This window comes from Rahnella sp. PAMC25559, from assembly GCF_050632365.1.
GTDB lineage: Bacteria > Pseudomonadota > Gammaproteobacteria > Enterobacterales > Enterobacteriaceae > Rahnella > Rahnella rivi.
Map to the genome: position 1 here is coordinate 2,575,014 of NZ_CP192543.1, position 24,503 is coordinate 2,599,516.

The window sequence follows — 24,503 nt, forward strand, 5'->3', positions numbered from 1 at the left end:
GCCACTTTTCGCCAACCATTTGAGCCAGCGGCTTCAGATAAATAGCGTCTTTAAGGTGATCGGGAGCGAAGTGCGCATCGCTTTCCATCACCGCCGCCTCGCTGACGATTTTGGGTTCGTAATCAATCACCGTGCCGTCAGGGAAAGTAACGTGTACGGCATCCGCCGAAGCGGATGGGGCGGCAAATTCATCAGAGAAAACGCCGGGCATCACAAAGGCGGTGTCGAGTTCGCCACCCAGGCAGAACAGCAGAACCTGTTCACCGGCAGACGGTGCCCACCAGGAACGGAAAGCCCGCGCGGGAGGTCAGCCAATGCATCCAGTCGGTGACGTTGTCGCCAGTATTGACGCGACAGGTCGCCGTCTCGAAATCCACTTCGGCAACGTTGCCAGTGCGGATCAGATTGCGCATCAGGTGCGTAATGTCATATATCTGAGGGATATTTTTCATGATAAGAAGCATGAAATTTTCACTGAAAGATGCCATTCGTGGGCGTTGTCATAGACACCAAACAACATAGTGCTAGGATAACGTGAGCGATTATTGACAAAGGAATGGGTCTTCAATGAATAAGCAAGTACATAATAAAAATGAAAAAGTCCTTATAGCTTTCCGTTTTTTTGAGCGATTTAGGCAAAGCGGAGAATCATTTAATTTAAATGATATTGCAGTTGAGACTGGCTGGTCGCAATCAACTGTGAGGACATACTCTGCAAAACGCTGGGCAGGATTTTTAAAACGAAACGACCGTGGATATATAATCACTCAACGTTTTGACAACTATAATGAAAGTAGTTTCATAAAACATCACAGTCAGACCGAAGCTCTAAATAACAGCTTCTATCAATTACTTGTTGAGAAATCAATTTCTGCTTGTATTTCTGCCATTGAAGTATATAACAAGCCAGACTTTAAGTTTCGTGAAGAAAATTTCTCCATCTTAATGATAAATTCTTGGGAGTTATTGCTTAAAGCAAAAATTCTGGAGATTAACAATGATAACAAAGAAAGTATTTATGAAAAGTCTAAAGGTACCATTGTACTAACTAGCGCAGGTGTACCAAAGACAATAACTGTGACACGTGCATTGAACCTACTTTGCTCAACTGGAATGATAAATAATGTTGTAGCGGAAAACATTAAGTTACTAATTGAAATTAGAGATAACTCTGTTCATTTTGTTCACAGCGACTCCGAGTTAAGCACAAAAATACAGTGCATTGGAACAGCATCTCTAAAAAATCTCATGACATTATGCATGAACTGGTTTGATTATGATTTTAGAAAATATAATTTCTATTTGATGCCACTATCTTTATTTCATATTAGTGATATGGAAAGTTTTAGTGTAGACCCTCAAAGCAGCGAGAAATTGAAAAGATATCTTTCAACAGTTGAGTCCGAATTTGATGAGACTGACGATCCTGATTTTAGCATTTCATTGAGATTAGAGACCAAATTCGTCAAGACGTCTAATGATGAGGCTTTACAAGTTAGATTAAGTGATGATCCAGACGCACCTGAAATCCAAATAAAAGAGGAAGACTCACTCAGAAACCATAAATTAACCTATGGAATGCTTTTAACTAAAATGTGGAGCAGATACTCAGATTTCAAACGCAACGAAAAATTTAATGGCTTAATGAGAAACCTTAAAGAAAAAGGTGAGGTTTTTTGCAAAGAAAGAAAGTTAGATCCGAAAAACCCCAAAAGTATACATAAGGTGTTTTATAGCGACAGGATTTTTTCTGAAATGGACAAACACTATCAGTTGAAATAATTTAAACCCAAATAGATTACGAGTTTATTAGTAAGTTAATTAGCCCATTTTCAACTATTTTCATATCCTCGGCGTCCTAACCGAGCAATGGGCGCGCAGGATCAGGCACTTTTTTTGCCCCGACGCTAGGACGATCTCGCAGACCGTATTGATGCACTTCAGCCATCCGTTGAACTTTGCGGCTGAATTCTCCTACCGCATCATTATTGGAGCCTCAGTGTAAGTATCCCGGTTAATCGGGATACTTACACTGAGGGCTGGTCAGACTTGCTAAGTGCGCGTCGCGTACCGCCACAGACGATGGGCATCATTCCTGATAATGGCGGAGGGTTTGGGGAGGTGGAGAAGGCGGCGCAAGAGTTCGTATGGAATGAACTGAGGCCGCTACAGGATACAATGAAATATATTAACTCAATATGCACAATCATTTCATTTGCTAACTATGAGTTTGATATAAGGGTGATTTATTCAGTCGTCCGGACACGATAAACTCGCCACTTACTAAATAATAAATAGCGATTTTTTCTAACAGCAATTTATTTCATATATATAAATACAACATGTACAAATGAAAATAGTGATGCGAGTGGCTCTTCTCATATGTTCAGAGAAGAGCCCAACATTAGAACTTGGTCCAACCACCTGTTTCTGTGGCTAATAAGGTGTTTTTTTCTCGTATTTTAGGTCTGATAACGGGAATTGTTGAAGAAGACAGAGGGGCTTCATATTCTATTTTAAATACAGAGACAATTTCTGTGAGTTGACGTGCTTGCTCTTCCAGTGAAGCAGCTGCAGCAGCTGATTGCTGAACCAGTGCGGCATTTTGCTGTGTAACACTGTCCATTTGAACTACAGCTATACCAATTTGACTTATCCCTTTGCTTTGTTCAGATGATGCAGCAGCTATCTCGCTCATGATGTCATTTACACGGCTGACTGAACTCACTATTTTATCCATTGCTCCGCCAGCCAGTGTAACTTGCTCTGACCCGGACTTAATGTTCTCGACCGATTCATTAATGAGCACTCCAATCTCTTTTGCCGCTTGCCCACTGCGTTGTGCAAGGCTTCTTACTTCACTGGCAACGACTGCAAATCCCCGACCTTGCTCACCGGCTCGCGCTGCTTCAACGGCAGCGTTAAGTGCAAGGATGTTGGTTTGAAAAGCGATACTGTTGATCACGCTAATAATATCGACGATTTTATGTGAGCTTGCATTAATCTTTATCATTGTGGATACAACATCGTTAACTATATCGCCACCTTGATTTGCTTCCCGAGTTGCCTGATCTGCCAGAGTACTCGCCTGAGTTGCATTATCTGCATTGTGTCGGACAGTTGAGCTAAGTTGTTCCATGCTGGCAGCAGTCTCTTCAAGTGCTGAAGCCTATTCTTCGGTTCTGGATGAAAGATCGGTATTTCCAATAGAAATTTCACTTGAGCCTTTGTAAATTGAATCAGCACTATTTCGTATGTCGTATACCGTTTTAGCCCAGTTAGTCTGCATCTTATTAATATAAGGAGTTAACTGGCCTACACAGTTTTTACCTTGGTCAGAAAGTTTGCTGTCAAGTTTACCGGATGCCAGAGATTCAAGGTGAGCTTTTACAATATTTAATGGTTTAACGAGAAAGTTTGCTAGATAACGATCGCTCGTTAGCATGATTACAACACTCACGCCCAAAGCACATATAAGTATATACTGACACCATTGAACCCATTGAGTAATCCTCTGATTTGCCTCAGCATTAAGAGTCATTATTTTTTGATTGTATTTATCAATGGCACTACTAAAATTTCTTCTCAGTGGAAGATACTTATCATTTTTTAAAGACTGGAAAACACCTGTGTTTTTTTCTATTGCTGACTTGTACATCGGAGATAAAGCATCGTTAAAAAGAGATAACGAGCTGTTATATATAGCATTCACAGTGTTTGAGTCTAGATTTCCATGTCTAATGCTTTTAAATTGATTAAGTCCACTTTTAAGACTTTCTAATTCGATAAGGGCTGCTTTTGACTCTAGATCGTAAACTTCATTTTCATTCTTATCCAAACCTATCATTGCACGCTCTAATGCTGTGACAGCACGATAATACTGCGCATTGGCATTATTGATGATATCGCCGTTTTGCTGCTGAACATTAGTAAGACTAAGCTCCCCTTTCAACTCAGTAAGCGAGTATAACGCAAAACATGATGCCCCAGTCCACAAAAAAGAAAAGGTAACGAGAATAGTAATTAATGCTGTTCGTATTTTTATATCTCTTATGAATCTCACTTTATATACCTCAAGTGTTGGATACTGTACTGCGCCTGAGAAAGCCGCGAATTTTTTATAATCTATATAACAGCCAGGACAGTTGTTTTATATTTTATTAACAATGATATCGGCAATATTATTTTTATCTTGAGATGTTTAGTGATTTAAAAAAATAAAAATGAATAAAAGAGGCCTTCATGTTGAAAAGTATGAATATTATTTCAGCGTGTAGAAGTGTTAATTTTTTTATTCTAATTGTATCTCGTTCTTAAAGGGCTAAAAAAATGAATACTTAAAGAAAATTATTTTCCTAATAGAGCGCAATGCTATCCCCGTCACGCCTGCCCGCTTTATAGGTCGCTTTTGATGCGGTTGCGCGAGCCGTTGTGATCCACGCCAGCACGGGTGTGGCGGGGAGAAGTGAGCAGGGCGATCACCATGTGAAATCATGCACTCAATGCCTGCAGAGCTGCCAGAAGGAGATCACTAACTCATTTCCGCACCCTATTTCCTTTACTGCAAGCTCCTCGATGATTAACAGCTTCGCAAAGCTATGCTTTACTGAAACCATACCTGGTTGAATCTGATTGGAGGAAGCATGTTGATTTACAATGTTTTCGGGAGATACCTCGGTGTTTTAAAAGTCCCTGAGGGCTGGCAGGTTTTTCGCGTGGATATCACCGAAAGAAAGTTCTCGCGGCTTTATGAAATTATCATTCCTGATGAAATGACTGAGAGTGAGATCCCCGGCTGGCTTGGGGATATTTTTCATGAGGCAGCGAGTGAACGGCACCCTGATGTGGTTAGAGTTGAGTGACCGTGTTGAGGACAAAAAAAGCCCGCTCGGGGCGGGCTGAAAGGGGTAAAGCGAGGGTCTTACACATCGGGAAGGACAGTTCCCGGTTGACACAGGAGAAGAAACTTCGTCTTCGGAATCTAAGGTATCAAACAGAATGTAGGGTTATGTCAGAGCAAAGTAAGTTTGCCTGGCGACATGTAACCCGTGCAGTAGCGGGTTTACATTGAGCTTATAACCGCTATCTTTTTAACAGGAACTTAAGCCTGATAAAGGGAATGTGATGCGATATTGGACAGGCACGATAGTTATTTTCATTATCGCCATACTCTGCGCCCTGTGGCTTGGCGACCGTATTCCTCAGGCTTATAACCCGTTCGCGCCACTGGCTGTCAGCGATGCGCCCAACCTCATTACACGCTATAAACTCCGTCGTCTCGACGGTAACCCGCAAGCCTGTCTTGATGCGCTTGATCGCGCGCAATCATCCGGTGCGATTCAGTTTACTCGTGCAGAAAATATGGGGGGAAAGTGCCCGCTGGAAAATCCCGTGCGGGTGAGGGGATTTGGAGATGTGGCACTCAGTTCAAGTTATCTGGCGAGTTGTCGTCTGGCACTGAGCAGCGCGATGTATGTTTCTCAGGTTGCCAAACCGCTGGCATCAGAGAAATTGGGTTCACCGCTTACACGCATCGACCATTTAGGCAGTTATGCCTGTCGCAATATCTATAGCAAACCTGATGCCCGGCTGAGTGAGCATGCCACCGCTGAAGCGCTGGATATCGCCGGGTTTCGTTTGAAAGATGGCCGGCAACTGACAGTCTTAAAGCAGTGGCCGCAATCCGGTGATGAAGCACAGTTTATACATGCACTATTTTCAGAAAGCTGTCCGTACTTCGGAAACTCGATAGGGCCGGATTACAACGCAGCGCATGCCAATCATTTTCACCTTGGCATGCGCTGGTTTGGTTTTTGTCGTTGATAGATGAGAACTTTATTCGGCCAAATACCGTTCAACCAGACGCGTCCAGTAGGCCGCGCCAAACGTCAGGCTCTGATCGTTAAAGTTATACGCCGGATTGTGCAGGGCGGCGCTGTCTCCATTCCCCAGGCGTAAAAAGCATCCTGGTTTTTGCTGCAGGAAGTACGCAAAGTCCTCACTGCCAGAAATCGGGGGTAAATTGTCTATTACGTTCTCTTCCCCCAGCAGTTCTTTTGCCACGCTGAGAGCGAAAGCGGTTTCCTGATCGTGATTAACCAAAACCGGATAACCCGGAACATACTCGATTTCCGCCCGCGCTCCGTATCCTGTTGCGTGATGTTCAACCAACGTGCGGATGCGTTCTTCAAGGATCTTACGAACCCCGGCATCAAACGAGCGAACGCTCATTTCCAGGCGAGCAGTTTCAGGAATAACGTTTGACGCATGGCCCGAATGCAGTGAACCGATGGTGACCACCGCCGTTTCGTTAGGATCAATGCTACGTGACACAATCGACTGCAAAGCAACCACCAGGCTGCCGGCAACCAGAATGGGGTCTACGGCCATATGTGGCCGTGCAGCATGCCCGCCTTTTCCATGAATAGTGATGTTCACCGTATCGCAGGCCGCCATGAAAGGCCCGGAGCGGAACATCATTTTTCCAACCGGGTAGCCTGGATGATTGTGCAGGCCATAAACGGCGTCGCAGGGAAAACGCGCAAACAGCCCCTCTGCCAGCATGCGTTCTGCACCGCTGTTAAAGCCGATTTCCTCCGCAGGCTGAAAAATCAAATGTACGGTGCCGGAGAAATTTTTGCTTCGGGCCAGCTGTTCCGCCGCACCCAGCAACATGGTGGTATGTCCGTCGTGACCGCAGGCATGCATTTTCCCCGGGTACTGACTCGCATAACTCACGCCAGTTCGTTCAGCGATAGGTAATGCATCCATATCTGCGCGAATGCCGATGCTGCGCGGCCCGGAACCCGACGTCAGCGAACCGACCACACCGTGTCCCCCCAGGCCCGTGGTCACCTGATAGCCCAGCGCACGTAATTTATCCGCAACCAACGCAGCGGTCGCGGTTTCTTCGTTTGAAAGTTCAGGATGTTGATGCAGGTGTTGGCGAATTTCTCGCAGTCCCGGCTCGAGATCGGCGACGTCAGCGATGGTGCAAAGTGTTTTATGAGTCATTATGAGTATCTGTCTGTGCCTGAGAGATATCCGGTCAACGTGACCGGTGCCACATGGTTACTTCAGACAGAATGCAATGCCAAATCTGGGCTGGCAATCACTAAATAAATCCTCTGATAAGGTTTGTTCAACATCTGGAATGTTCAATTCAATACCGCTATGTAATTGATGTAACGGATTAAAGTATTTTACGTGATGTCGTCCAAAAAATGATTTGCGCTCTGGACAGTCGGGAGAGGGTTTTGGGAATATCTGGCAGGCGGAAAGTGACCTGCCAGAAAGGCATTCATTTAAGAGGGCTTGAGAGATCAGGCAGGGAGGTAAGTGATCGAATGTTCCAGGGAGTCACATTGGGAATCAATGAGGACATTCCAGATACCTTTATATGGGATGCCGACATAGGCCGTGTTTTGATCTTTCACCGTCAGTACGTCGCCGAAACCTGAGTGGCGGTTCTGTTGCTCCGTGTCATTTTCGCACATGAGATGAATATGGCATTTCTCTGAACAACGAATGACGACAGTGTCGCCCCCAAAAAGACTTAATCTGGCTCGCACATTTGGCATGACTGTCCCTCAATATTTAGTGATGTATCTGAAATACGCCGTAACTGAACACTGCCAGGGTTTACGCCGGACTCTCTGGAGTGATGTAAGTCACACAACGTTCTGTAACTTATAAAAGCAGACTGCAGGTGGCGAAATAATGACCTTAATCAATAGTTATGAGATTGCGCATCAGATATTCAAATGAGTCATCGATGTGTTGTAAATAAGGGTGCTTAAAACTTCATCAAAAAGGTGTCATGTGTTTTCACGGTTAAGAAAGGGTAAAGAAGCAAGCGGGGCGGTAACATTCATCGGTTATCGTGAACGTCAGTGACTGCCAATATTCATTCGTTACAGAGTAATAAAATAGCTGCTTTTTCTTTCGCAAGCTGACACCCTATAGGTCTGGCATGTGTGCACGCTTGAAATTGATTCTTATCGGATTTTTTACCGTCTAACTCGCTTGTTTAGCGGGTCATGAAAAGAGTGTGCACTACACTTTCTTATCTCATTCAGTCATAAGGGCATCGGATGATTTGCTCCGAAACATTCAAACACTTCAGAAATTTCAGTGCATTAGCGTTGATTCTGAACGCGACTTTTAGCCTGCCGGTACAAGCGGATGATGCGCTGCTACGGGCTTGTGGCAATGCAAATACGGCAAAAGATTGCCAGTTACCTTTCCAGCAGGGGCTTTCCCCGGTTCAGGTGAGTTTGACCCGTGAACCTTTATGGGGTTATGTCGATACCAGCGGACATATGGTGATTAAACCCGCCTTCAGCGAAGTCAGCGGCTTTGTTAATGATGTCGCCGCCGTCAAAAAGGGCGATAAGTTCGGTTATATCGATAAAAAAGGCAACTGGGCGATTGAGCCGCGCTTTACCCGCGCTACCGATTTCAATGCTCTGGGAACCGCTCTGGTCGTGACTGATGATCGACTGGCGATGATTAACCGCAAAGGTGAAGTCATCAAAACCTTACCTTTTGCTGCCTCTTCAGACACTAAAGGATTCACGCAGGGTCAGGCGCTGGCAAGTGTACAGGTTCAGGTGTCACCGGCATTATGGAATGCCGCCACCGATCGATCTCTTGCATTACCTGATGACGTGATGGCCCTCGATTTACCGCAATCGGGGCTTATTCCCGCGAAAAAACGTGATACCACCACTGACGGATTCTGGGGTTATCTGGACGAGAACGGTCAATGGGCCATTGATCCGATGATCCTGAAAACCCGCGACGAACCTATGCTTAACGGCAATGTGGTTGCGGTGAAAACGAAGAACGACTGGACATTTGTCGATCGTCAGGGTGTTTCCCTGAGCAAAGAGCAGTACAAATCTGTTCGCCCGCTGTCCTCTGGCAGCTGGCTGGTGACCCTGAACGATAACGGCAAACAACTGCTTAGCAGCAAGCTTGAAAAAGTGCAGGATATCGCTGCCGATCAGGCTGAAAACGTCCTCGTCTGGGGCAATGCCATTATCGGACAAGGCAGTAAAGGCGTCACCATTATTGGTGCCGATAATCAGATCGTCTCGGTGAAAGCCAACAAACCTCAGTTATTACAGCAGGGTGACCGGCTTTGGGTCACGCAAAACGAAGGTAAATCGCTGCAGGTTATACAAATCTATAACAATAACGGCGTAGCGCTGCTCAATGATGCCACGCTCGCGGCGTTAAAGGATTATCAGTTGCAACCGCTGGCAACCAGCGTCATGACGGATGATGCGCCCGTATTACCCGCAGAGAGTCAGGATGCCTCGCGGACTTTGCCATGGGCTGTGCTGACTTCATCAGATGCCGCCAGACCACCCGCCATTTTAACCTCGCAAGGCGCGGTGCTCTCAGACCCGCAGTGGGCATCGATTGATAATGCAATCTCTCAGTCACCACTGATTATCCATACTCAAACCAAAAAAACAGGGGCGGTGGATTCAGCAGGGAAATGGGTTATTCAGCCGGTCTATTCGCAAATCAGCCCGTTTAACGGCGATTACACCTGGGCCGTGGACGACAGCAACAAAGCAGAGACTCGTCGTTTAATCGACCGCAACGGCAATGCGGTTGATGTGCCTGCGGATATTCAACAGAGTGCCCAGCGTCTTTCTGCCGGAATGTTGTATTACGCGGTAGGCGAAGGTGATTCACGTCGCTGGGGTCTTTGGGATATTGCCAGCAAAAGCATCAAAGCTGCCCCTCAGTACCTGCAGATTGAATCCTTCGACGACGGTTATGCGCTGGCGAAAACAGATGCTGGCTGGGGCGTGATTAATCTTGATGGAACCTGGGCAATTGCACCGGATGCCAGCCTCAGCGGCAAACCTCAGTATGTGGGTGACGGGATGTTTACCTTCTCTGATAACGATCAGCCCGGCGAACGCGGTGCAGTGACCGGTCATTTCGCTCTTTATAATGCGCAAAGTGGCCAGGCGATGGCGACTGACTTGCTAGCCAGTCCGCAACGGGTTGGGGAAAATCACTGGCTGATTAAGCCGTCGGAAGGTGGCGTGTCCTTAATCGATGATGCCGGCCGTGCGCCTCTGAGCAAAGGCATTGTCGCATCCTCAAGCTCCGTTAAAGGTGACTGGGTGATGCTGAATTTCTCGGCGCACTTCGGCGCCATTAACGGCAAGGGTGAATGGCAGATCCCGCCACTGTATACCGCAGAGTTTAACTTCATTTCTCCACTGAACTGGAGCCGTGCGGTAAGTGACAACAACACAACGCTCATCAACGATCACGGCGGCGTTCCGCTTGATGGTTTTGACCAGGCACAACCGCTGAATTCACTGGTTCGTCTGGCAATGAACGATGACGCTACCGGTGAAACGGTACTGTTCGATAACGATGGCAATGAAGTCCGTCGCTTCTCAGGGCTCAACAGTCTGCTGGCAGATAAAGCGAGCTCGGGCGTGATCCCAATGCGAGACAATAAAGGCCTGTTCGGGTTTGTGGATCAGCAGGGTAAAAAACTGATCGGCGCCTATTTTGATCAGGTGGGATCGATGAATGACAATTTCGCCGCCGCCATGAAAAAATCGACCTACGGTAATTTGTTCGGTTACATCAATCCTACCGGCCGGTTTGCAGTGTTGCCTAAATTTAACTGGGCTGGCGATTTCAGTGAGAAACATGCGTGGGCGGGCGGTAAGGGCGTGGTCAGCCTGCTTAACGCTGAGGGTGCCGTTCAGGCGAAGATACAAGTGCGCTGCAATCAGCGTGTCATTGTTGATACTAAAGGTGCCTATCTCTGGCCAGCCAAAGCGCCTTCTTGCAGTAACGGAGGCAATTAATGATTGTTAGTAAACCTTCAAGGTTACATCGCGCACTTTTCGGTGCGTTTCATACCACCAGCGCGCTGGCCTTATTGACACTAACAATTCCCGCGATGGCGGCAGAGGCCGACAGTTGTTTCGCACCATTACCCTCGGCTCAGGCTGAAATGCAGGCGCGTAATGCGCAGCCTCTGGTTCAGAATCTGTGTCTGCGTGATGTTCACGAAGGGCGGGCCGCCGTCCGCTTACCGTCAGAGAATGGAAGCGGTGACCGTTGGGGCTTTTTAGACAACAAGGGCCAGTTGGTGATCAAGCCCGTCTTTGATGACGTCGGGGATTATCATTACGGAACCGCCGCCGTGAAGCAGCAGGGCAAATGGGGTTTCATTGATACGACCGGCAACTGGCTGATACAACCGACTTATGACAGCGTGCAGCCTTTCACACAGTCGGGTCTGGCTGTGGTGACGCTCGCGGGTAAACCGCAACTGATCGATCGCAAAGGAGCGCAGGCCGGTAAAGCTTTTGATGAGTTAGTTGATGAAGCAACCCTGACTGACGGTGTTCCTGCGCGCTTGCAGCTTTCGTATAAAAGTGTCTTGCTGTCGCCGGACGGTGTCCGGCATGTCGCGACTGACAAAATGGAGATCGTCGAGCCTTTTGGTGCCAGCGGTTTGTTCATCGCGTTTGATGCAAACAAAGGTTATGGCATTGCTGATGAGAATCTCGCCTGGCGTGTTGAGCCTCAGTATTCGGCGCTGACGCTTGACCCGAGAAATCCTGCTGTTGCATTGGCTAAAAATGCCGATGGTATTACGCTTATCCGCGCAGATGGCGTGCAGGATGAGCAGAAATACCTGACGGTCAGTGAAGAAACCGGCGCATTCTGGCTGGCTAAAACTGCCGATGGCATTAAGTTGCTCGATAATTCAGCCGCTGTCATCGCGACATTTAGCGAAGCGGGGGCGTCTGCATTGCAGGTGTCAGGTGACTATGTTCTGAATCCATCGGGCAAAGAAGCGTTAACGGTCTTTGTTCCAGGGCGCAAACAGCCGCTGACGGTGCCTGCTGCCAGCCAGCCTCTGGGGCAAAATACCGGTGAGTTTTTAGTGCTGACCAAAGGTGAGCAGAAGAAAGTGAACACCATCGTGGCGCCATCAGGCGGCATGATCGGCGGGGCACAAAATGTCGGATGGCTGGCACAAATCGCCAGTGCTGAAGTGATTGATCATCGCCTGTGGCTACGTGATGAACAGGGCGACGTGTTAAACGTCGTTGATGCTTCCGGTAAGGCGCTGCTGAATCAGAAAAGCCTCAGTGCCATTGGCGACAGCCGCATTGAGCCTCTGAACGCCGGTTCGGAGCCTGCCGGGGCGCAATCTCCGTTGGCCTTAATTCGCCCAGACAATGATTCGGGCAAAGCCGGTGCGGGTTTCCTGCGTTCAGATGGTTCACTTCAGATTGAAACCAAATGGCTGGATATACAGCCTGCAGACAGCAGCCAAAATGTCGGTCAGTTCATTGTGCGAACCGCCGGGGGCACCGGCGTGGTGGATGCCCAGGGCAAAACGCTGATCCCACTGACGGAAGACAATATTTCTCCGTTTGTAAACGGTTATGCGCTGGATTATCTGGACGGCAAGCTGACGGCAATGGATCACGCAGGCAAACACTATGGCCTGCCGGATGTGTTCGAGCTGGAATCTGTGGGCAACGGCTGGTTCCGTTACCATGAGACGGCTGCGGAAGGCGCGCTGTGGGGGATTTTTGACGCGAACAGTCAAAAAAGCATTTCACAACCCGCGTACAAAAGTGTCGGCAATTTCGCTAATAATCAGGCTGAAGTACAGATGCCAGACGGTTTATGGGGCATTGTCGACGCTCAGGGTAAAGTGCTGGTCCAGCCAAAGTATGCGGAGGTTAAGCGTATCAATGCCGCATTGTGGTTGCTTACTCAGCCAGCTGTGGCTGATCAATCTGAATCAAGCACTATCGCTGAAATCATCGGCAATGATACCCAGACACGTATTTCCCCTGTTGCAGGATTATCCGTCACCCAGTTCAGCGATGGCCGCATTTTGGCCACGTCAGCGGCGGGTCAGTCCTGGTTACTGGATGCCAAAGGAAATGTTCAGCTTCACGAGCAGCAAACACATATCAGCGCGCTTGGCGATTGGGTGAAACTTTCCCGTCAGCCACAGCAAGGCTACCTGACGGCTCAGGGTGAGTGGCAAATTCAGCCTGTCCCGGTGTCCGAAGGCTCTGCTTTCGGGCAGGGGCGCGCGTTGCGTTCAACGCCAGCGGGTGCTGAGTTGATTGATGATAAAGGTGCGCGCATCGCCGCCATGCCGGAAGGTAAATGGGTGCTGCCGACGGGCAGTGCCTGGTCTGTCTCTTACGATCCGCAGGACGATGAGCCAGCCACCCGTTATGTTGACAGTACGGGCAAGCTGGTGCTGACGGTTCAGGGTTTTGCCAGCCGGATGACCGACGGCCACGCTGTGCTGACCCGCGCTGACGGCAGGAAAACCTGGATTGATGCACAAGGAAAACCGACTGACGGTGTCTCATTTACCGATTTAGGATTGCCGGTTGACGGCCTGGCATTTGCGCGTATCGATCAGGGTTATGGTTTTATTGATGCACAAGGCAACTTTGCAATTCCGCCGGTGTTCAGTGCCGTTTCCCCGTTTGACAGCGCCGTTGCCGTGGTGTCGACGCCGGTGATGTCGATGATGATTGATAAAACCGGTAAGCCTCTGGCGCGTATCGATAAAGAATGTGGTATTTCGGTCTTGTACGGAGCGGGAAGTACAAGACAGTGGCCGCCGGTTATGCCAGAAAACTGTACGAAATAGCCGGTGCGTTCTCTGACTGAAACCCGCTTCGGCGGGTTTTTTTGTGCTAATGTTTACAGGTAATCGTTGTGAACTATCTCAATTGAAAGGATAAATTATGATCCCGCAGATCCCATTGAAATACAGGGACGCAGAACGTTGGTCTTTTGGTGATACTGAATCATCCGCAGATGAACTGGCAAAGCGCGTTATCGACGGCACAAAAACAGCGACCTGTTCAAACCTCGATGATGACCCTGAGCCTGAAGCCGGTGAGATCTTTGTTGTGGTTGATGGCCGCAACAATCCGGTCTGCGCCGTTCAGCTGACTGACGTGAAGCAGGTGCCTTTCGACCAGGTGACTGAGCAACACGCCTGGGAAGAAGGTGAAGGCGACCGTACGCTGGCTTACTGGCGCAGAGAGCATCAGCGTTTCTTTGAAGAGTATGAAATGTTTGAGCCCACCATGCCGCTGTTATTGATGAAATTTAAGCTGGTGGAAAAATTCTAATATTTTCCGTTCAGGCCCTTTACGGGCCTGAATATCCATCACTCAGCTATTCCCCCTCTTGTTCATCTGCATCCCGTTCAGGAAACCGTTATGTCTGCAAAGTCTGCTTTTCAGAATGCATTTTCTACCCAATCCGTGATCCCTTATTTCAGCCAATGGGAAGATCCTGATGCTGCTGCGGGGATCATTGCCGGGGAGATTTCGCTGTCGGAAGTGACGCTATGGCGTGAATCAGGGGCATCTTCACAGGAAGAGTTTATCGAGTGGGCTAACCATGTCTGCGGAATGTGCTGTCTGAAAATGGTACTGGCAGCAACGTCGGGCAACGTAGTGCCGATATTAAATCTGACTCAGAAAAGTTTGCCGTATGGCGCTTATGTGCGGGATGGCGAAAATATCAAAGGCCTGATTTATGCGCCCTTTGTAGAGTTCGTGAGGAAGGAGTTATCGCTGAGTGCGCAGGTGAAAGTCGGGATATCCGCCAAAGATATTGCCGGTGAGCTGGAAAATCATCGTTTTTTCATCGCGTCGGTGCACCCGTCAATCCGTAAACCTGAGTCATTGCCGCCGCATAAAGGGGGCCATCTGGTTCTTGTTACCCGGGCTGACGCGCAGTCTGTAACGTTTCATAATCCTTCCGGCCACGATATCTCTTCTCAGCAGGACGTTACGCTCTCCGTTGATACATTCTCACGCTTTTTTGCCGGGCGGGGTATTTCACTGGTGGCTGCCGCTAAGTGACCGCATAGCGGCATGGCGAACAACCTCCCGTTCGCCATGCTGTGTCACTCCAGTCTCATGATCCATTCGTCATTCTGTTTGTCATATTTTTCTTTGTACAACACGGAATGACGGCCATCCAGTATCGCCGGTACGCTGGTGTTATCGTCCCAGGCATCCAGTTGCATGCATAAATCAGGATCTGATTTGCAGGGGATATGAACCTTATCGCCGCCTTTTGCTTCAGGTGTTGATAACTGCGCATCATCAATTTCATAACTGCCAATTCGTATAATCGATTTTCCCATCAGGTACTCCTTGCCAGATTAAAGCCAGTGATTTGAACAGGATCAGGTACGACCAGTTGATCGCCCTTACTTGAGAATAGTCGAGAGCACAAAAAGCGCCATAAGAAATTTTAAACCAGGGAAGAAGTGGGATGAATCTCATGAGACGTGCTGAAAGCAAGGAGGAGAAATGCCGGTGCGTCAGTAAGACGTTCCGGCATTTTCAGCAGGTTAAAGCGGGTTAAATCTCACAGAAACCGGCATGGCATTGATCTGATTGCGACCGTTATTTTTCGACAAATACAAGGCTTCATCGGCAGCGCTGACGATATCGGACTGATCGTCAAGGCCGGGATCCTGATCGGGCATATAGGTCGCAATGCCCTGGCTGATGGTCACCCGGTTAAATTCGCTGAAACTGTGCTTGATGCCCAGCGCTTCAATGGATTCCATGATGTGCTGCGCGACGATCCAGGCACCTTTCAAATCGGTATCGGGGAGGATCGCGGCAAATTCTTCGCCGCCGAATCGCGTGACCACGTCCGTGCTGCGTTTTAACGATTTACGCAATGTGCGGGCGACCAGACGCAGACAGGCATCGCCTGATAAGTGTCCGTAGTGATCGTTGAAATGTTTGAAATAATCGATATCAATCATCACAACGGTCAACGGCGTGCGGTTGCGCTTGGAACGCATGTATTCGTGACTGAGCACTTTTTTGAATTCGCGGCGGTTGGGCAATTTGGTCAGCGAATCTGTACGTGCCTGAATTTCCAGACGGCGGTTTGCCTTGACCAGTTTCAGTTCCAGCAGCTTACGCTCGTGAACATCTTCCGCCGTGCCGTACCAGCGCTGGATTGAGCCATCCGGTGCATAACTGGCTGCCGCGCGAATGCGCATCCAGTTCCAGCCGCGATCCACATGGCAAAAACGCACTTCGATATCCAGCGGTGCACCGGTTTTAAGGCATTGTTCCCAGGTTTGAACCGCGCCACGACGATCTTCCACATGCATGCTCTGGATCCACTTATCGGCCAGAATATCCTGACGGGTCATGCCCGTTATGCGCTGAAATCGTGAACTGACGTCATTGAGCATGCCGCGCGGATCAGCGGTCCACGGAATTTGCGGGTTCAGCTCGACCATATTGCGGTAATGTTCCTGACTTTCCCGCAGAGCCTTCTCCATTCGCTTCAGGCTGGTGATATCCGTCATCGCCACAGACAGTCCGTTCAGCTGATTTTGTCCGTCGTAAGCGGCTTTAATGCGCACGAAGAACACCTGATTTTTGCCCGGAACCGAAAATTCTCTGTCCGGTGTATGTTCGTTGCGCTGCGCCAGTTCCAGTGCGTTGTTGAGTAATGGCGACAGACCGGGCAGGAAAACACCGACTTTGCGGCCAATGGCTTCAAAAGGTTGCAGGCCAATAATATTGGCCATGGCGTCATTCACCGTCACATATCGCATGTGCAGATCGATGAAGCACAGCCCAACGGGTGCGTTCGAGTAGATGGATTCCAGCTGAAAAAGACGTTGTCCGGGAGCCTGATCCAGCGTGGTCAGATTGCGGTCGATGCCGCGATAGCCCCGGAAATTGCCGTCGGGGTCAAACAGTGGCACACCGCTGGTTTCGAGAATAACTTCCGTTCCATCCGGGCGGATATTACGGTTAAGCAATCCGCCGAAGGGCGCGCGCCGTTCAACGATGGCGGCAAATTGTTCGCCCACACGTTTCGCTTCGTCTGGCGGCATAAAGTCGAACGGGGTTTTACCTATAACCTCTTCAGGCGGGACTCCCAGAAACTCGATGCATTTATTCGAGGAAAATACGTAACGTCCTTGTGCATCGACTTCCCAAATCCAGTCAGAATTGTTATCGATGATATCCCGCAGACTGGCCATTTCCTGTAAAAGCAGTCCATCTGCTGATTCGAGTTTCATTTCATCCGACATGATACTTCTCCGACTGGCAGCTCTTTACTCAACATCAGGCACTATGATTCATTTAGAAAAATGATATATCACTAGCAATGTTATCTTGAGGGCAATAATACATGGCAGGCTAGGATTATTCCTACTTATAATTCAATAAACCTTAATAGATAAAATAGCTTCATATCAAAGATTTGCAGGATAAAATTTTTATCATGCATTTGATTCATGAGATTAGCTCTCAGAAGTTCACTTAAAGGGATGAGTAAGGAGTATTAACTAAAGTGCGTCTTTGGGGGATTTTGCTGTTTTTAGAAAAGTATAAAGAGAATATTCTGCGCCAGCAGGGTGATCTTCTGGCGCAGTAAACTTTAGCAACAATCACGTTAGCTGATCGTTCGGCAAATTCAGATGGCGGATGGCACCATCTCTGACCAGTTCGCGCGGCAAACTATTTTTGATTCTGCTACCAATCCGCTTCGCCAGACCGAGCGGTTGCGCCTGCCAGGTCACCAGACATTCATCTTTCGGGGGTGCAGTGTCAGGGTAGATATCCACGCCACGCAGCCAGTTTTGCGCCAGCTCATCATTTATCTCAAAACGATTCACCGCATCCGCGGCGCTGAAAGCGATCACGGCCTCATGCTGCCAGCGGAAACCTTTCGGGAAACGTTCTGCCAGACGCAGGCCGATACGCGAGAAACGGACTTTACCAAACAGCGGTTCCAGCACGGCCGGGAACAACCAGATTTCTTTATCACGCTGCCACAAGGTGAACTGTTTTTCCGGCCAGCGCAGGCCGGACAGTTGCGCTGCATTCACGATCTCGGCGCTCTCCTGACGTGACACAGGAGAGAAAGGAAAACGGCCAACTTTATAGCCGGGTACCGGCAGACGTGGGACGGAATCAGTTTTACGAAAGCGCGCGACAAAGAACCCCTCGCTGTCATAAACCTGAGGAAATACGTGCAGGTAACCTTGCGGGGTAACGGCTTTCGATGCGTCAGTAAATAAGTGTTCAAGCGTTTCCACTTCAACGGCATCCGCATAAGTATCAAGTAACCACTGACAAACCTGCTGATTTTCGTGTGCGTTGAGGGTGCAGGTGGAATACACCAGAACGCCACCCGGTTTTAATGCATGGAACGCGCTGTCGATAAGTTCGCGCTGGGTGGCTGCAATTTCCAGAACGCTGGCCTGCGACCAGTTACTCATTGCATCCGCATCTTTACGGATCACGCCTTCGCCAGAGCAGGGCGCATCGAGCAAAATCGCATCGAACGTTTCCGGCAGGGCAGCACCAAACACACGGCCGTCAAAATGGGTCAGCGCGGTATTGCTGACGCCGCAGCGGCTGACGTTGGCATGCAGCACTTTGACGCGGCTGGCAGAATATTCGTTGGCAACGATGCCGCCCTGGTTATTCATCAGTGCGGCAATTTGCGTGGTTTTTGAACCGGGCGCAGCGGCAACGTCCATCACCAGCACGGGTTGGGTGTCGTTGGCAAACAGCGCGGTGACCGGCAGCATGGAACTGGCTTCCTGAATATAGAAAAGCCCGGCAAGGTGCGCGAGCGCGTTGCCTAAGCGTGATTCATCCAGAGCATGACGGTTGATCCAGAAACCTTCCCCGCACCAGGGCACCGGTTCTAATTCCCACTGATAGCTGGCGGCCAGTTCGAGAAATGCCGCCACGCTGATTTTTAGCGTATTGACCCGCAGGCTTGGGCGAAGAGGGCGCTGACAGGCTGCAATGAAATCTTCCATGCTGAGGTTTTCAGGCATGATCGCGCGGGTCGCATCGAGAAAGGCGGCGGGTAATTTATCGGCGAAGGTGCCGGTGGTGGTGAGTTTTGACAAGAGTGCGGTTCCAGAACTGAATAAGTTTTCCAGCGACGGAGTCTAGCATATTTACACCCGATGAACGGCAGGTGCGACTGACCAAAATGAACAGGCCACCCGAAGGTGGCCTGTGTGCGTGAGGGGGCGATCAGTTTCTTGGGATTGCGGTTCCCCAGTCCTGCCAGTCTTTCGGCGCCTCCGGATTAAGCAGGAAGTGATTGCCGCTGGCGGCTTTCGGTGCCAGAGGTGTCGTCGGTGGCGTTGCGAAGGCAATTCCGCCACGAATGAACTGCTGGAATGTGCCGCTTTTGAACACGCCGCCGGTCAGACCGAATTGCAGGTCATACCCGGATGCCAGCCAGAAGACCGTGTTTGCCCGCACCAGATACTGATACTTCTTACTAATGCGCAGCGTGACGTTCACCCTGTCGGCCATCGCGCCAAGGTATAAGCCGGAAACGGTACCCACTTCGATACCGCGGAACAGCACCGGCGTACCAATTTGCAGCGAACCGACTTCGGCGGCATCGACCACAATCCCTAATCCGTCGGTATAACGGGAATCGGTTATGGTTGATTCCTGCAAGTCAAAGTTGCGCGTCGGTGCGCCTTTGCCCGCTTCCACATTGATGTAGGGCTGGAGCAGTGTATCCAGATTGCTGACGCCACCGGCAGAAATCTCAGGTGAGACAATCGAGAAGCGCGAGCCACGACGGGCAAACGCATCGACATATTCCGGATACAGCACCGCTTTGGCCGCCACCTGATTCAGTTGCTGATCCAGTTTCAATGATTCGACCTGACCGATAGTGATACCGAGATAACGCAGCGGCATCCCCGGCGACAGTTTGCTGGCATCGTAGGTATTGAGAACGATCTGGCTGCCGACAGCGCGGGCTGAGGTTTCGGAGTCATACAGATTACGTTTCGCACCCTTGGTCAGCGTCACGCCTTCCAGATTATCGAAACTGATGGCGCCTTTTAATGCGCGATCGAGCGGTGAAGCCTGAACGGTCAAACCGCTGCCGTTGAGCTGAACCTTCGCGCCGCCTTCTGCCCAGAAAATACTTTTATCTGTGAGCAAGTTGCGATACTGCGGCTGGATGTAAACGTCCACGTCGAATTCATTGGCCTTCGGGCGAACATTAACGATTTCACCGACCTGGAATTTACGGTAGAGCACCACAGAGCCGGTTTGTACGTCTGGCAGGCTTTTCGCGGTCAGCGTCAGCGTTGCGCCGGGTTGCTCACCCTGAATACCTTCGGCCGCTTTTTCGGCGTTGCTGTAAAGCGGGTATTTCTGCGCCGGTGCGCCTTTGGTGCCCGGAATGATGCGTACACCGCCATCTACCCACTCCTGAGCGCTGGCGCCGAGCACTTCCATTCCGTCGATACCCAGTTTGACGTCCACGCGGCTGTTGACCACAAACTTGCTGTCTTTATGCAGCAGGTCTTTGTATTCCGGCATGATGGCGGCGTTAAACAGGATGCCTTCGTCGGTCAGTTTGCGATCCATCACTTGTCCGACCGTGATGCCATACAGTTTGATCGGCTGCCCGGCGTCAATGCCGTAGCTTTGCGGAGCAATCAGCTGAACTTTGACGGTGCCGGGGTCCTGAAGCAGCTTGCGGTTACTGTCCAGCACCACGAAATGCTTCTGCGGTTCACCTTCGCCTGGGATCAGTTCGAGCGTGTTGCCGGTGAGCAACTGGCTGAGGTTGGCGTTGTTAAGGCTGATGCGCGGGCTGTTCATTTCAATGCGCGTGCCGGTGCGGATCATATCCAGCACAGACGGGTCGACGGTCAGTTTACCGGTGACTTTGCTGTCCGCCTGCAGGGTGATTTTGGTCAGCGTACCGACCTGAAGCCCCTGGTACATCAGAGGTGTCTGGCCTTCGGACAAACCATTGCCATTCGGCAGATCCAGATCGATTTCTACACCGCGCTGGCTTTGTGCCAGATCGGGATAAAGGACATAAGACTGATCGGCTTTTGCAGGTTTACCTTCGTTAGGTGAATCCATTGAAATGGCGCCGTTCACCAGTGCTGCCAGACTTTCCATCTGTACTTTCGCACCGCTGAGGCTGAAATCACCTTTGAAACCTGAGACGTTCCAGAAACGGGTGTTGTCTTTTACCAGATTGGCAAAACGTTTATCGATCAGCAGATCAATCGTCACGCCGTTATTACCGCTTTCAATATCGTAATCGTAAACTTTACCGATCGGAATTTTACGGTAATACACCAGCGAACCGGTACTCAGTGAGCCCAGATCTTTGGCGTGCAAATGAATCATCAGTTCGCCGGTATTGAGGCGGAATTTAGGCTGCGTATCAAGCGCCACAAAATGGTCTTTCTCTTTACCCGGTCCTGGCATCATGCCGATGTAATTACCGCCGACCAGTGCATCCAGGCCGGAAACCCCGGCAAGCGACGCTTTCGGGGTGACCAGCCAGAATTGTGTGCCATCGCGCAGCGCATCAGTGAGATCACTTTTGATGCTGACCTTCACCTGAATGGTGCGCAGATCCTTGGTCAGGCTGATGGATTCAACCGTCCCGACTTCGACACCCTGATAACGCACAGGCGTACGGCCCGCCACAATCCCTGCGGCGGACTGGAAGTCGATGGTGACTGTTGTGCCGCGCTCCTGAAAGTTGCTGTAAATCAGCCACCCGGCGATCAGTAAGGCGATAAACGGCAGCAGCCAGAAAGGTGAAATCCGGCGTCTGTGTTTTATCCGTGCTTCAGTCGGTGTATTCGGCGTTTCCTGTTGCATGTGCATCCCAAATCAAGCGGCTATCAAGCCATTCAACGGCAAGAATAGTCAGGATCACGGCGGAGCCAAAGTAAAAGGCGGCCGGTCCCATTGTAAATGACAAAAGCTGGTCACGATTTACCAGCGACATCATCAATGAAATTACAAACAAATCGAGCATCGACCAGCGTCCGATCCAGGTCACCAGCCGTAATAAACGAATGCGCGTTTTCAGTCCCTGAATCGCTTTGAAATGGATGCTGAGCAGCAGCGTCAGCATCACGATAACTTTGGTAAAGGGCACCAGCACGCTGGCGATGAATACAATCGCGGCGATCGGAACATTTCCGGAGGTGGCGAGCGACACTACGCCAGAAAAAATGGTGTCCTTCAACTGCTGACCGTTGGCGTAAATAATTGAAATGGGCAACAGGTTCGCGGGAATCAAAAAGATCATCGCTGCAATCAGCGCAGCCCAGGCTTTTTGCAGGCTGTGTTTATAACGCACACGCATTGGCGTATGGCAACGCGGACACCGCCCACGTTCATCGGGCTGACCTGTGAATTTGCAGGATAAACACAGACGCAGCGACGAAGGCACACCTTTAGGCTGGCGCTGCGGATAAAACTCTTCCCACAGCTGTTCGATATTAAGATTTATCATGGTCAGCGTGACCATGACCGTCATCATCAGATACGCGGCCAGCGCCACGCCGACATTGATATCGGCATACTCTTTCACCTTGATGCTGGCGACGGCCATGCCCACCAGGTAAATATCGAGCATGACCCAGTCTTTCAGGCGGTCAAGCATCAGCAACACGGGTTTGAGATTCATGCCGAGTTTGCTGCCAAAATGCAGATAAAGGATGGAGAGGGCCAGCGTGAGCGGTGCGCCAATGGTGCAAAACGCGACCATGCTGGCCGTGACCGGATCGCCCTGACGTGACATCTGCCAGATGCCTTCGAGCAGGCTGGCGTCTATACGGGTGCCCAACAGACGGATGCTGATCAACGGCTCGGTGAATGCGAAAGGCATCAGCAATAAGATGCTGATGGCAATAGTGATCAGACGGGGCAGGGAGCAAACCCGGCCCTTTTCGACTTTGGCATTGCAACGCGGGCAATGTGCAGTCTGTGTGCGTTTCAGCGCCGGAAGCGAAAAAAGATGATCGCATTCGCTACAGCGTTGGTAGCGAACTTGCGGGATCTGGGCTGATATCGTGTGTATTTTCATAGTACCTGGAGTAGTAAGAATACCTGTTGTTACAATTACGCATCCCCTCAGGGGGGCAGGCGAGGCCATCAGGCCAAGATCAGCCAGGTTTTTTTGACAAAATAACGTATTATGCGGTCGGCAAACAGTTATTGTAGGTGAGTCTTTTTGATGTCACACAGGATTAATCTTTTCATATGGGCAATTAATGCTTATTTTAGAGAGGTTAAGCACACCAGAACGGCTCAATGCCCTTAGGTTATTATTGGTTACTACATGAATAAAGAAGCATTCTACACGGAATTAAAACGTGATTTGAGCGCGTTGATCGCCGGAGAGAACAATTTTATTGCCACTCTGTCGAACACCAGTGCCTTACTGTTTGAACGTCTTGAAGGCGTCAACTGGGTAGGTTTTTATCTGATGGACGGCACCACACTGGTACTCGGCCCATTCCAGGGTAAAATTGCCTGTGTGCGTATTCCGGTAGGAAAAGGCGTATGCGGTACCGCAGTGGCGGAGAATACCGTTCAGCGCGTGGGCGATGTCCACGCCTTCCCGGGCCACATTGCATGTGACGCATCAAGTAATGCTGAAATCGTTCTGCCCATTACGGTGAAAGGGACGGTTATTGGCGTATTAGACATTGATAGCACCGTTTATCAGCGCTTTGATGAAGCTGATGAGCAGGGGCTGACAGAGTTAGTCAGCGGGCTTTGCCAGCATCTTGAAAACAGTGATGCTGAAAAATATGTCAATCTGATCGCAAGTTGATCGTCGGATAACGTGGCATTTAATAATGGCGTCATTATAATGGCGCCTGTTCATGCCTGCGCCGGTTGGCAAACCCGTTGTAATCAGGAAATTTCATGGAAAATCAACCTAAGTTGAACAGTAGTAAAGAAGTCATCGCCTTTTTGGCTGAGCGGTTCCCGCTCTGTTTTACCGCCGAAGGCGAAGCACGCCCATTAAAGATCGGTATCTTTGCGGATTTGGTCGAGCGCGTGCAAGGTGAAGAGAATCTGAGCAAAACTCAGTTACGCTCTGCTCTGCGTCTGTATACCTCAAGCTGGCGCTATCTCTACGGCGTTAAAGTGGGCGCTGAACGCGTCGACCTTGATGGTAATTCATGTGGCGTACTGGAAGAGCAGCACGTCGAACATGCCCGTAAACAGTTGGAAGAAGCAAAAGCCCGCGTTCAGGCACAACGTGCAGAACAACAGGCTAAACGTCGTGAAGCCGGTGAAACCACTGAGCCACGCCGTCCACGTCCGGCCGCTAAAAAGCCTGCGCCGCGTCGTGAAAATGCGCCCGCTGCTGTGGCTGGTCAGGAAAATCGCAAACCACGTACACCTCGTCCACCGCGTGAGGAAAAACGTGAACCGCGTCATGTGCCAGTAACAGACATTTCAAAACTGCAAATTGGCCAGGAAATCAAAGTCAGAGCAGGACAGAGTGCGATGGATGCTACCGTTTTGGAAATTGCCAAAGACGGTGTTCGCGTTCAACTCTCTTCGGGTCTGGCGATGATCGTGCGCGCAGAACACTTGCAGTTCTGATAC

At 49.8% G+C, this 24,503-nt stretch carries 16 protein-coding genes and 4 pseudogenes; 10 read left to right on the forward strand and 10 right to left on the reverse strand.

Annotated features, from left to right (window positions below; all coding sequences use genetic code 11):
• Positions 1-109 precede the first annotated feature (109 nt).
• Positions 110-452 (reverse strand): annotated as a pseudogene (locus ACQZQY_RS13270) (phage baseplate assembly protein V); the annotation flags it as partial.
• Positions 453-567: 115 nt separating this feature from the next.
• Between ACQZQY_RS13270 and ACQZQY_RS13275 the strand changes: the two are divergent.
• On the forward strand, positions 568-1,782 hold the full coding sequence (locus ACQZQY_RS13275) for a DUF3644 domain-containing protein (protein ID WP_431295770.1): 1,215 nt from the start codon (positions 568-570) through the stop codon (positions 1,780-1,782).
• Between the two features lie 76 nt (positions 1,783-1,858).
• Here the strand turns inward: ACQZQY_RS13275 and ACQZQY_RS13280 are convergent.
• A pseudogene (locus ACQZQY_RS13280) lies at positions 1,859-1,996 on the reverse strand (phage virion morphogenesis protein); the annotation flags it as partial.
• A 50-nt stretch (positions 1,997-2,046) separates the two neighbouring features.
• Here ACQZQY_RS13280 and ACQZQY_RS13285 point away from each other — a divergent pair.
• A pseudogene (locus tag ACQZQY_RS13285) lies at positions 2,047-2,271 on the forward strand (hypothetical protein); the annotation flags it as partial.
• 133 nt (positions 2,272-2,404) lie between these two features.
• Here ACQZQY_RS13285 and ACQZQY_RS13290 read toward each other — a convergent pair.
• A pseudogene (locus ACQZQY_RS13290) lies at positions 2,405-4,063 on the reverse strand (methyl-accepting chemotaxis protein).
• A 580-nt stretch (positions 4,064-4,643) separates the two neighbouring features.
• Here ACQZQY_RS13290 and ACQZQY_RS13295 point away from each other — a divergent pair.
• Positions 4,644-4,862: a DUF7661 family protein gene (locus tag ACQZQY_RS13295; protein WP_056779223.1), complete on the forward strand. Its 219-nt coding sequence runs from the start codon at positions 4,644-4,646 to the stop codon at positions 4,860-4,862.
• A gap of 262 nt (positions 4,863-5,124) precedes the next feature.
• Positions 5,125-5,823: an extensin family protein gene (locus ACQZQY_RS13300; protein WP_217204694.1), complete on the forward strand. Its 699-nt coding sequence runs from the start codon at positions 5,125-5,127 to the stop codon at positions 5,821-5,823.
• A gap of 12 nt (positions 5,824-5,835) precedes the next feature.
• Here the strand turns inward: ACQZQY_RS13300 and ACQZQY_RS13305 are convergent, their stop codons facing one another.
• Both ACQZQY_RS13305 and ACQZQY_RS13310 read right to left on the reverse strand, forming a co-directional pair.
• Positions 5,836-7,014, reverse strand: a complete 1,179-nt coding sequence (locus ACQZQY_RS13305; protein ID WP_431295771.1) for a M20 aminoacylase family protein — start codon at positions 7,012-7,014, stop codon at positions 5,836-5,838.
• Positions 7,015-7,322: 308 nt separating this feature from the next.
• A complete protein-coding gene (locus tag ACQZQY_RS13310; protein WP_056779210.1) occupies positions 7,323-7,580 on the reverse strand; it encodes a DUF1883 domain-containing protein in 258 nt (85 codons plus the stop codon).
• A 513-nt stretch (positions 7,581-8,093) separates the two neighbouring features.
• Between ACQZQY_RS13310 and ACQZQY_RS13315 the strand changes: the two genes are divergently transcribed.
• From ACQZQY_RS13315 to ACQZQY_RS13330, 4 genes are all read left to right on the forward strand, one after another.
• A complete protein-coding gene (locus ACQZQY_RS13315; protein WP_431295772.1) occupies positions 8,094-10,856 on the forward strand; it encodes a WG repeat-containing protein in 2,763 nt (920 codons plus the stop codon).
• The gene (locus ACQZQY_RS13320) at positions 10,856-13,696 is read left to right on the forward strand and encodes a WG repeat-containing protein (RefSeq protein WP_431295773.1); all 2,841 of its coding nucleotides are present in this window, start codon (positions 10,856-10,858) and stop codon (positions 13,694-13,696) included. The genes ACQZQY_RS13315 and ACQZQY_RS13320 overlap by 1 nt, the downstream gene beginning before the upstream one ends.
• A 97-nt stretch (positions 13,697-13,793) precedes the next feature.
• Positions 13,794-14,186 (forward strand): ASCH domain-containing protein, encoded by a 393-nt coding sequence (locus ACQZQY_RS13325; protein WP_390975072.1) that lies wholly within the window; start codon positions 13,794-13,796, stop codon positions 14,184-14,186.
• Between the two features lie 90 nt (positions 14,187-14,276).
• Entirely contained in the window at positions 14,277-14,927 is a 651-nt protein-coding gene (locus ACQZQY_RS13330) for a C39 family peptidase (RefSeq protein WP_431295774.1), read from the forward strand.
• Positions 14,928-14,971: 44 nt separating this feature from the next.
• On the opposite strand, the gene ACQZQY_RS13335 is transcribed toward ACQZQY_RS13330, so the two are convergent.
• The 5 genes from ACQZQY_RS13335 to yebS form a co-directional block, all read right to left on the reverse strand.
• A complete protein-coding gene (locus tag ACQZQY_RS13335; RefSeq protein WP_056773387.1) occupies positions 14,972-15,214 on the reverse strand; it encodes a DUF1480 family protein in 243 nt (80 codons plus the stop codon).
• 210 nt (positions 15,215-15,424) lie between these two features.
• A complete protein-coding gene (locus tag ACQZQY_RS13340; protein ID WP_217204688.1) occupies positions 15,425-17,146 on the reverse strand; it encodes a sensor domain-containing diguanylate cyclase in 1,722 nt (573 codons plus the stop codon).
• A 360-nt stretch (positions 17,147-17,506) separates the two neighbouring features.
• The gene (gene rsmF / locus ACQZQY_RS13345; RefSeq protein ID WP_431297190.1) at positions 17,507-18,910 is read right to left on the reverse strand and encodes a 16S rRNA (cytosine(1407)-C(5))-methyltransferase RsmF; all 1,404 of its coding nucleotides are present in this window, start codon (positions 18,908-18,910) and stop codon (positions 17,507-17,509) included.
• Positions 18,911-19,115: 205 nt separating this feature from the next.
• Positions 19,116-21,746 carry a PqiB family protein gene (locus tag ACQZQY_RS13350; protein WP_122096200.1) on the reverse strand — a complete coding sequence of 877 codons (2,631 nt, stop codon included), beginning with the start codon at positions 21,744-21,746 and terminating at the stop codon, positions 19,116-19,118.
• Positions 21,715-22,962 (reverse strand): membrane integrity lipid transport subunit YebS, encoded by a 1,248-nt coding sequence (gene yebS / locus ACQZQY_RS13355; RefSeq protein WP_056773397.1) that lies wholly within the window; start codon positions 22,960-22,962, stop codon positions 21,715-21,717. Before yebS ends, ACQZQY_RS13350 begins: the two co-directional genes overlap by 32 nt.
• A 255-nt stretch (positions 22,963-23,217) precedes the next feature.
• Here yebS and ACQZQY_RS13360 point away from each other — a divergent pair, with 255 nt between their 5' ends.
• Both ACQZQY_RS13360 and proQ read left to right on the forward strand, forming a co-directional pair.
• On the forward strand, positions 23,218-23,715 hold the full coding sequence (locus ACQZQY_RS13360; RefSeq protein ID WP_056773400.1) for a GAF domain-containing protein: 498 nt from the start codon (positions 23,218-23,220) through the stop codon (positions 23,713-23,715).
• 95 nt (positions 23,716-23,810) lie between these two features.
• Positions 23,811-24,500 carry an RNA chaperone ProQ gene (proQ, locus tag ACQZQY_RS13365; RefSeq protein ID WP_056773403.1) on the forward strand — a complete coding sequence of 230 codons (690 nt, stop codon included), beginning with the start codon at positions 23,811-23,813 and terminating at the stop codon, positions 24,498-24,500.
• Positions 24,501-24,503: the final 3 nt, after the last annotated feature.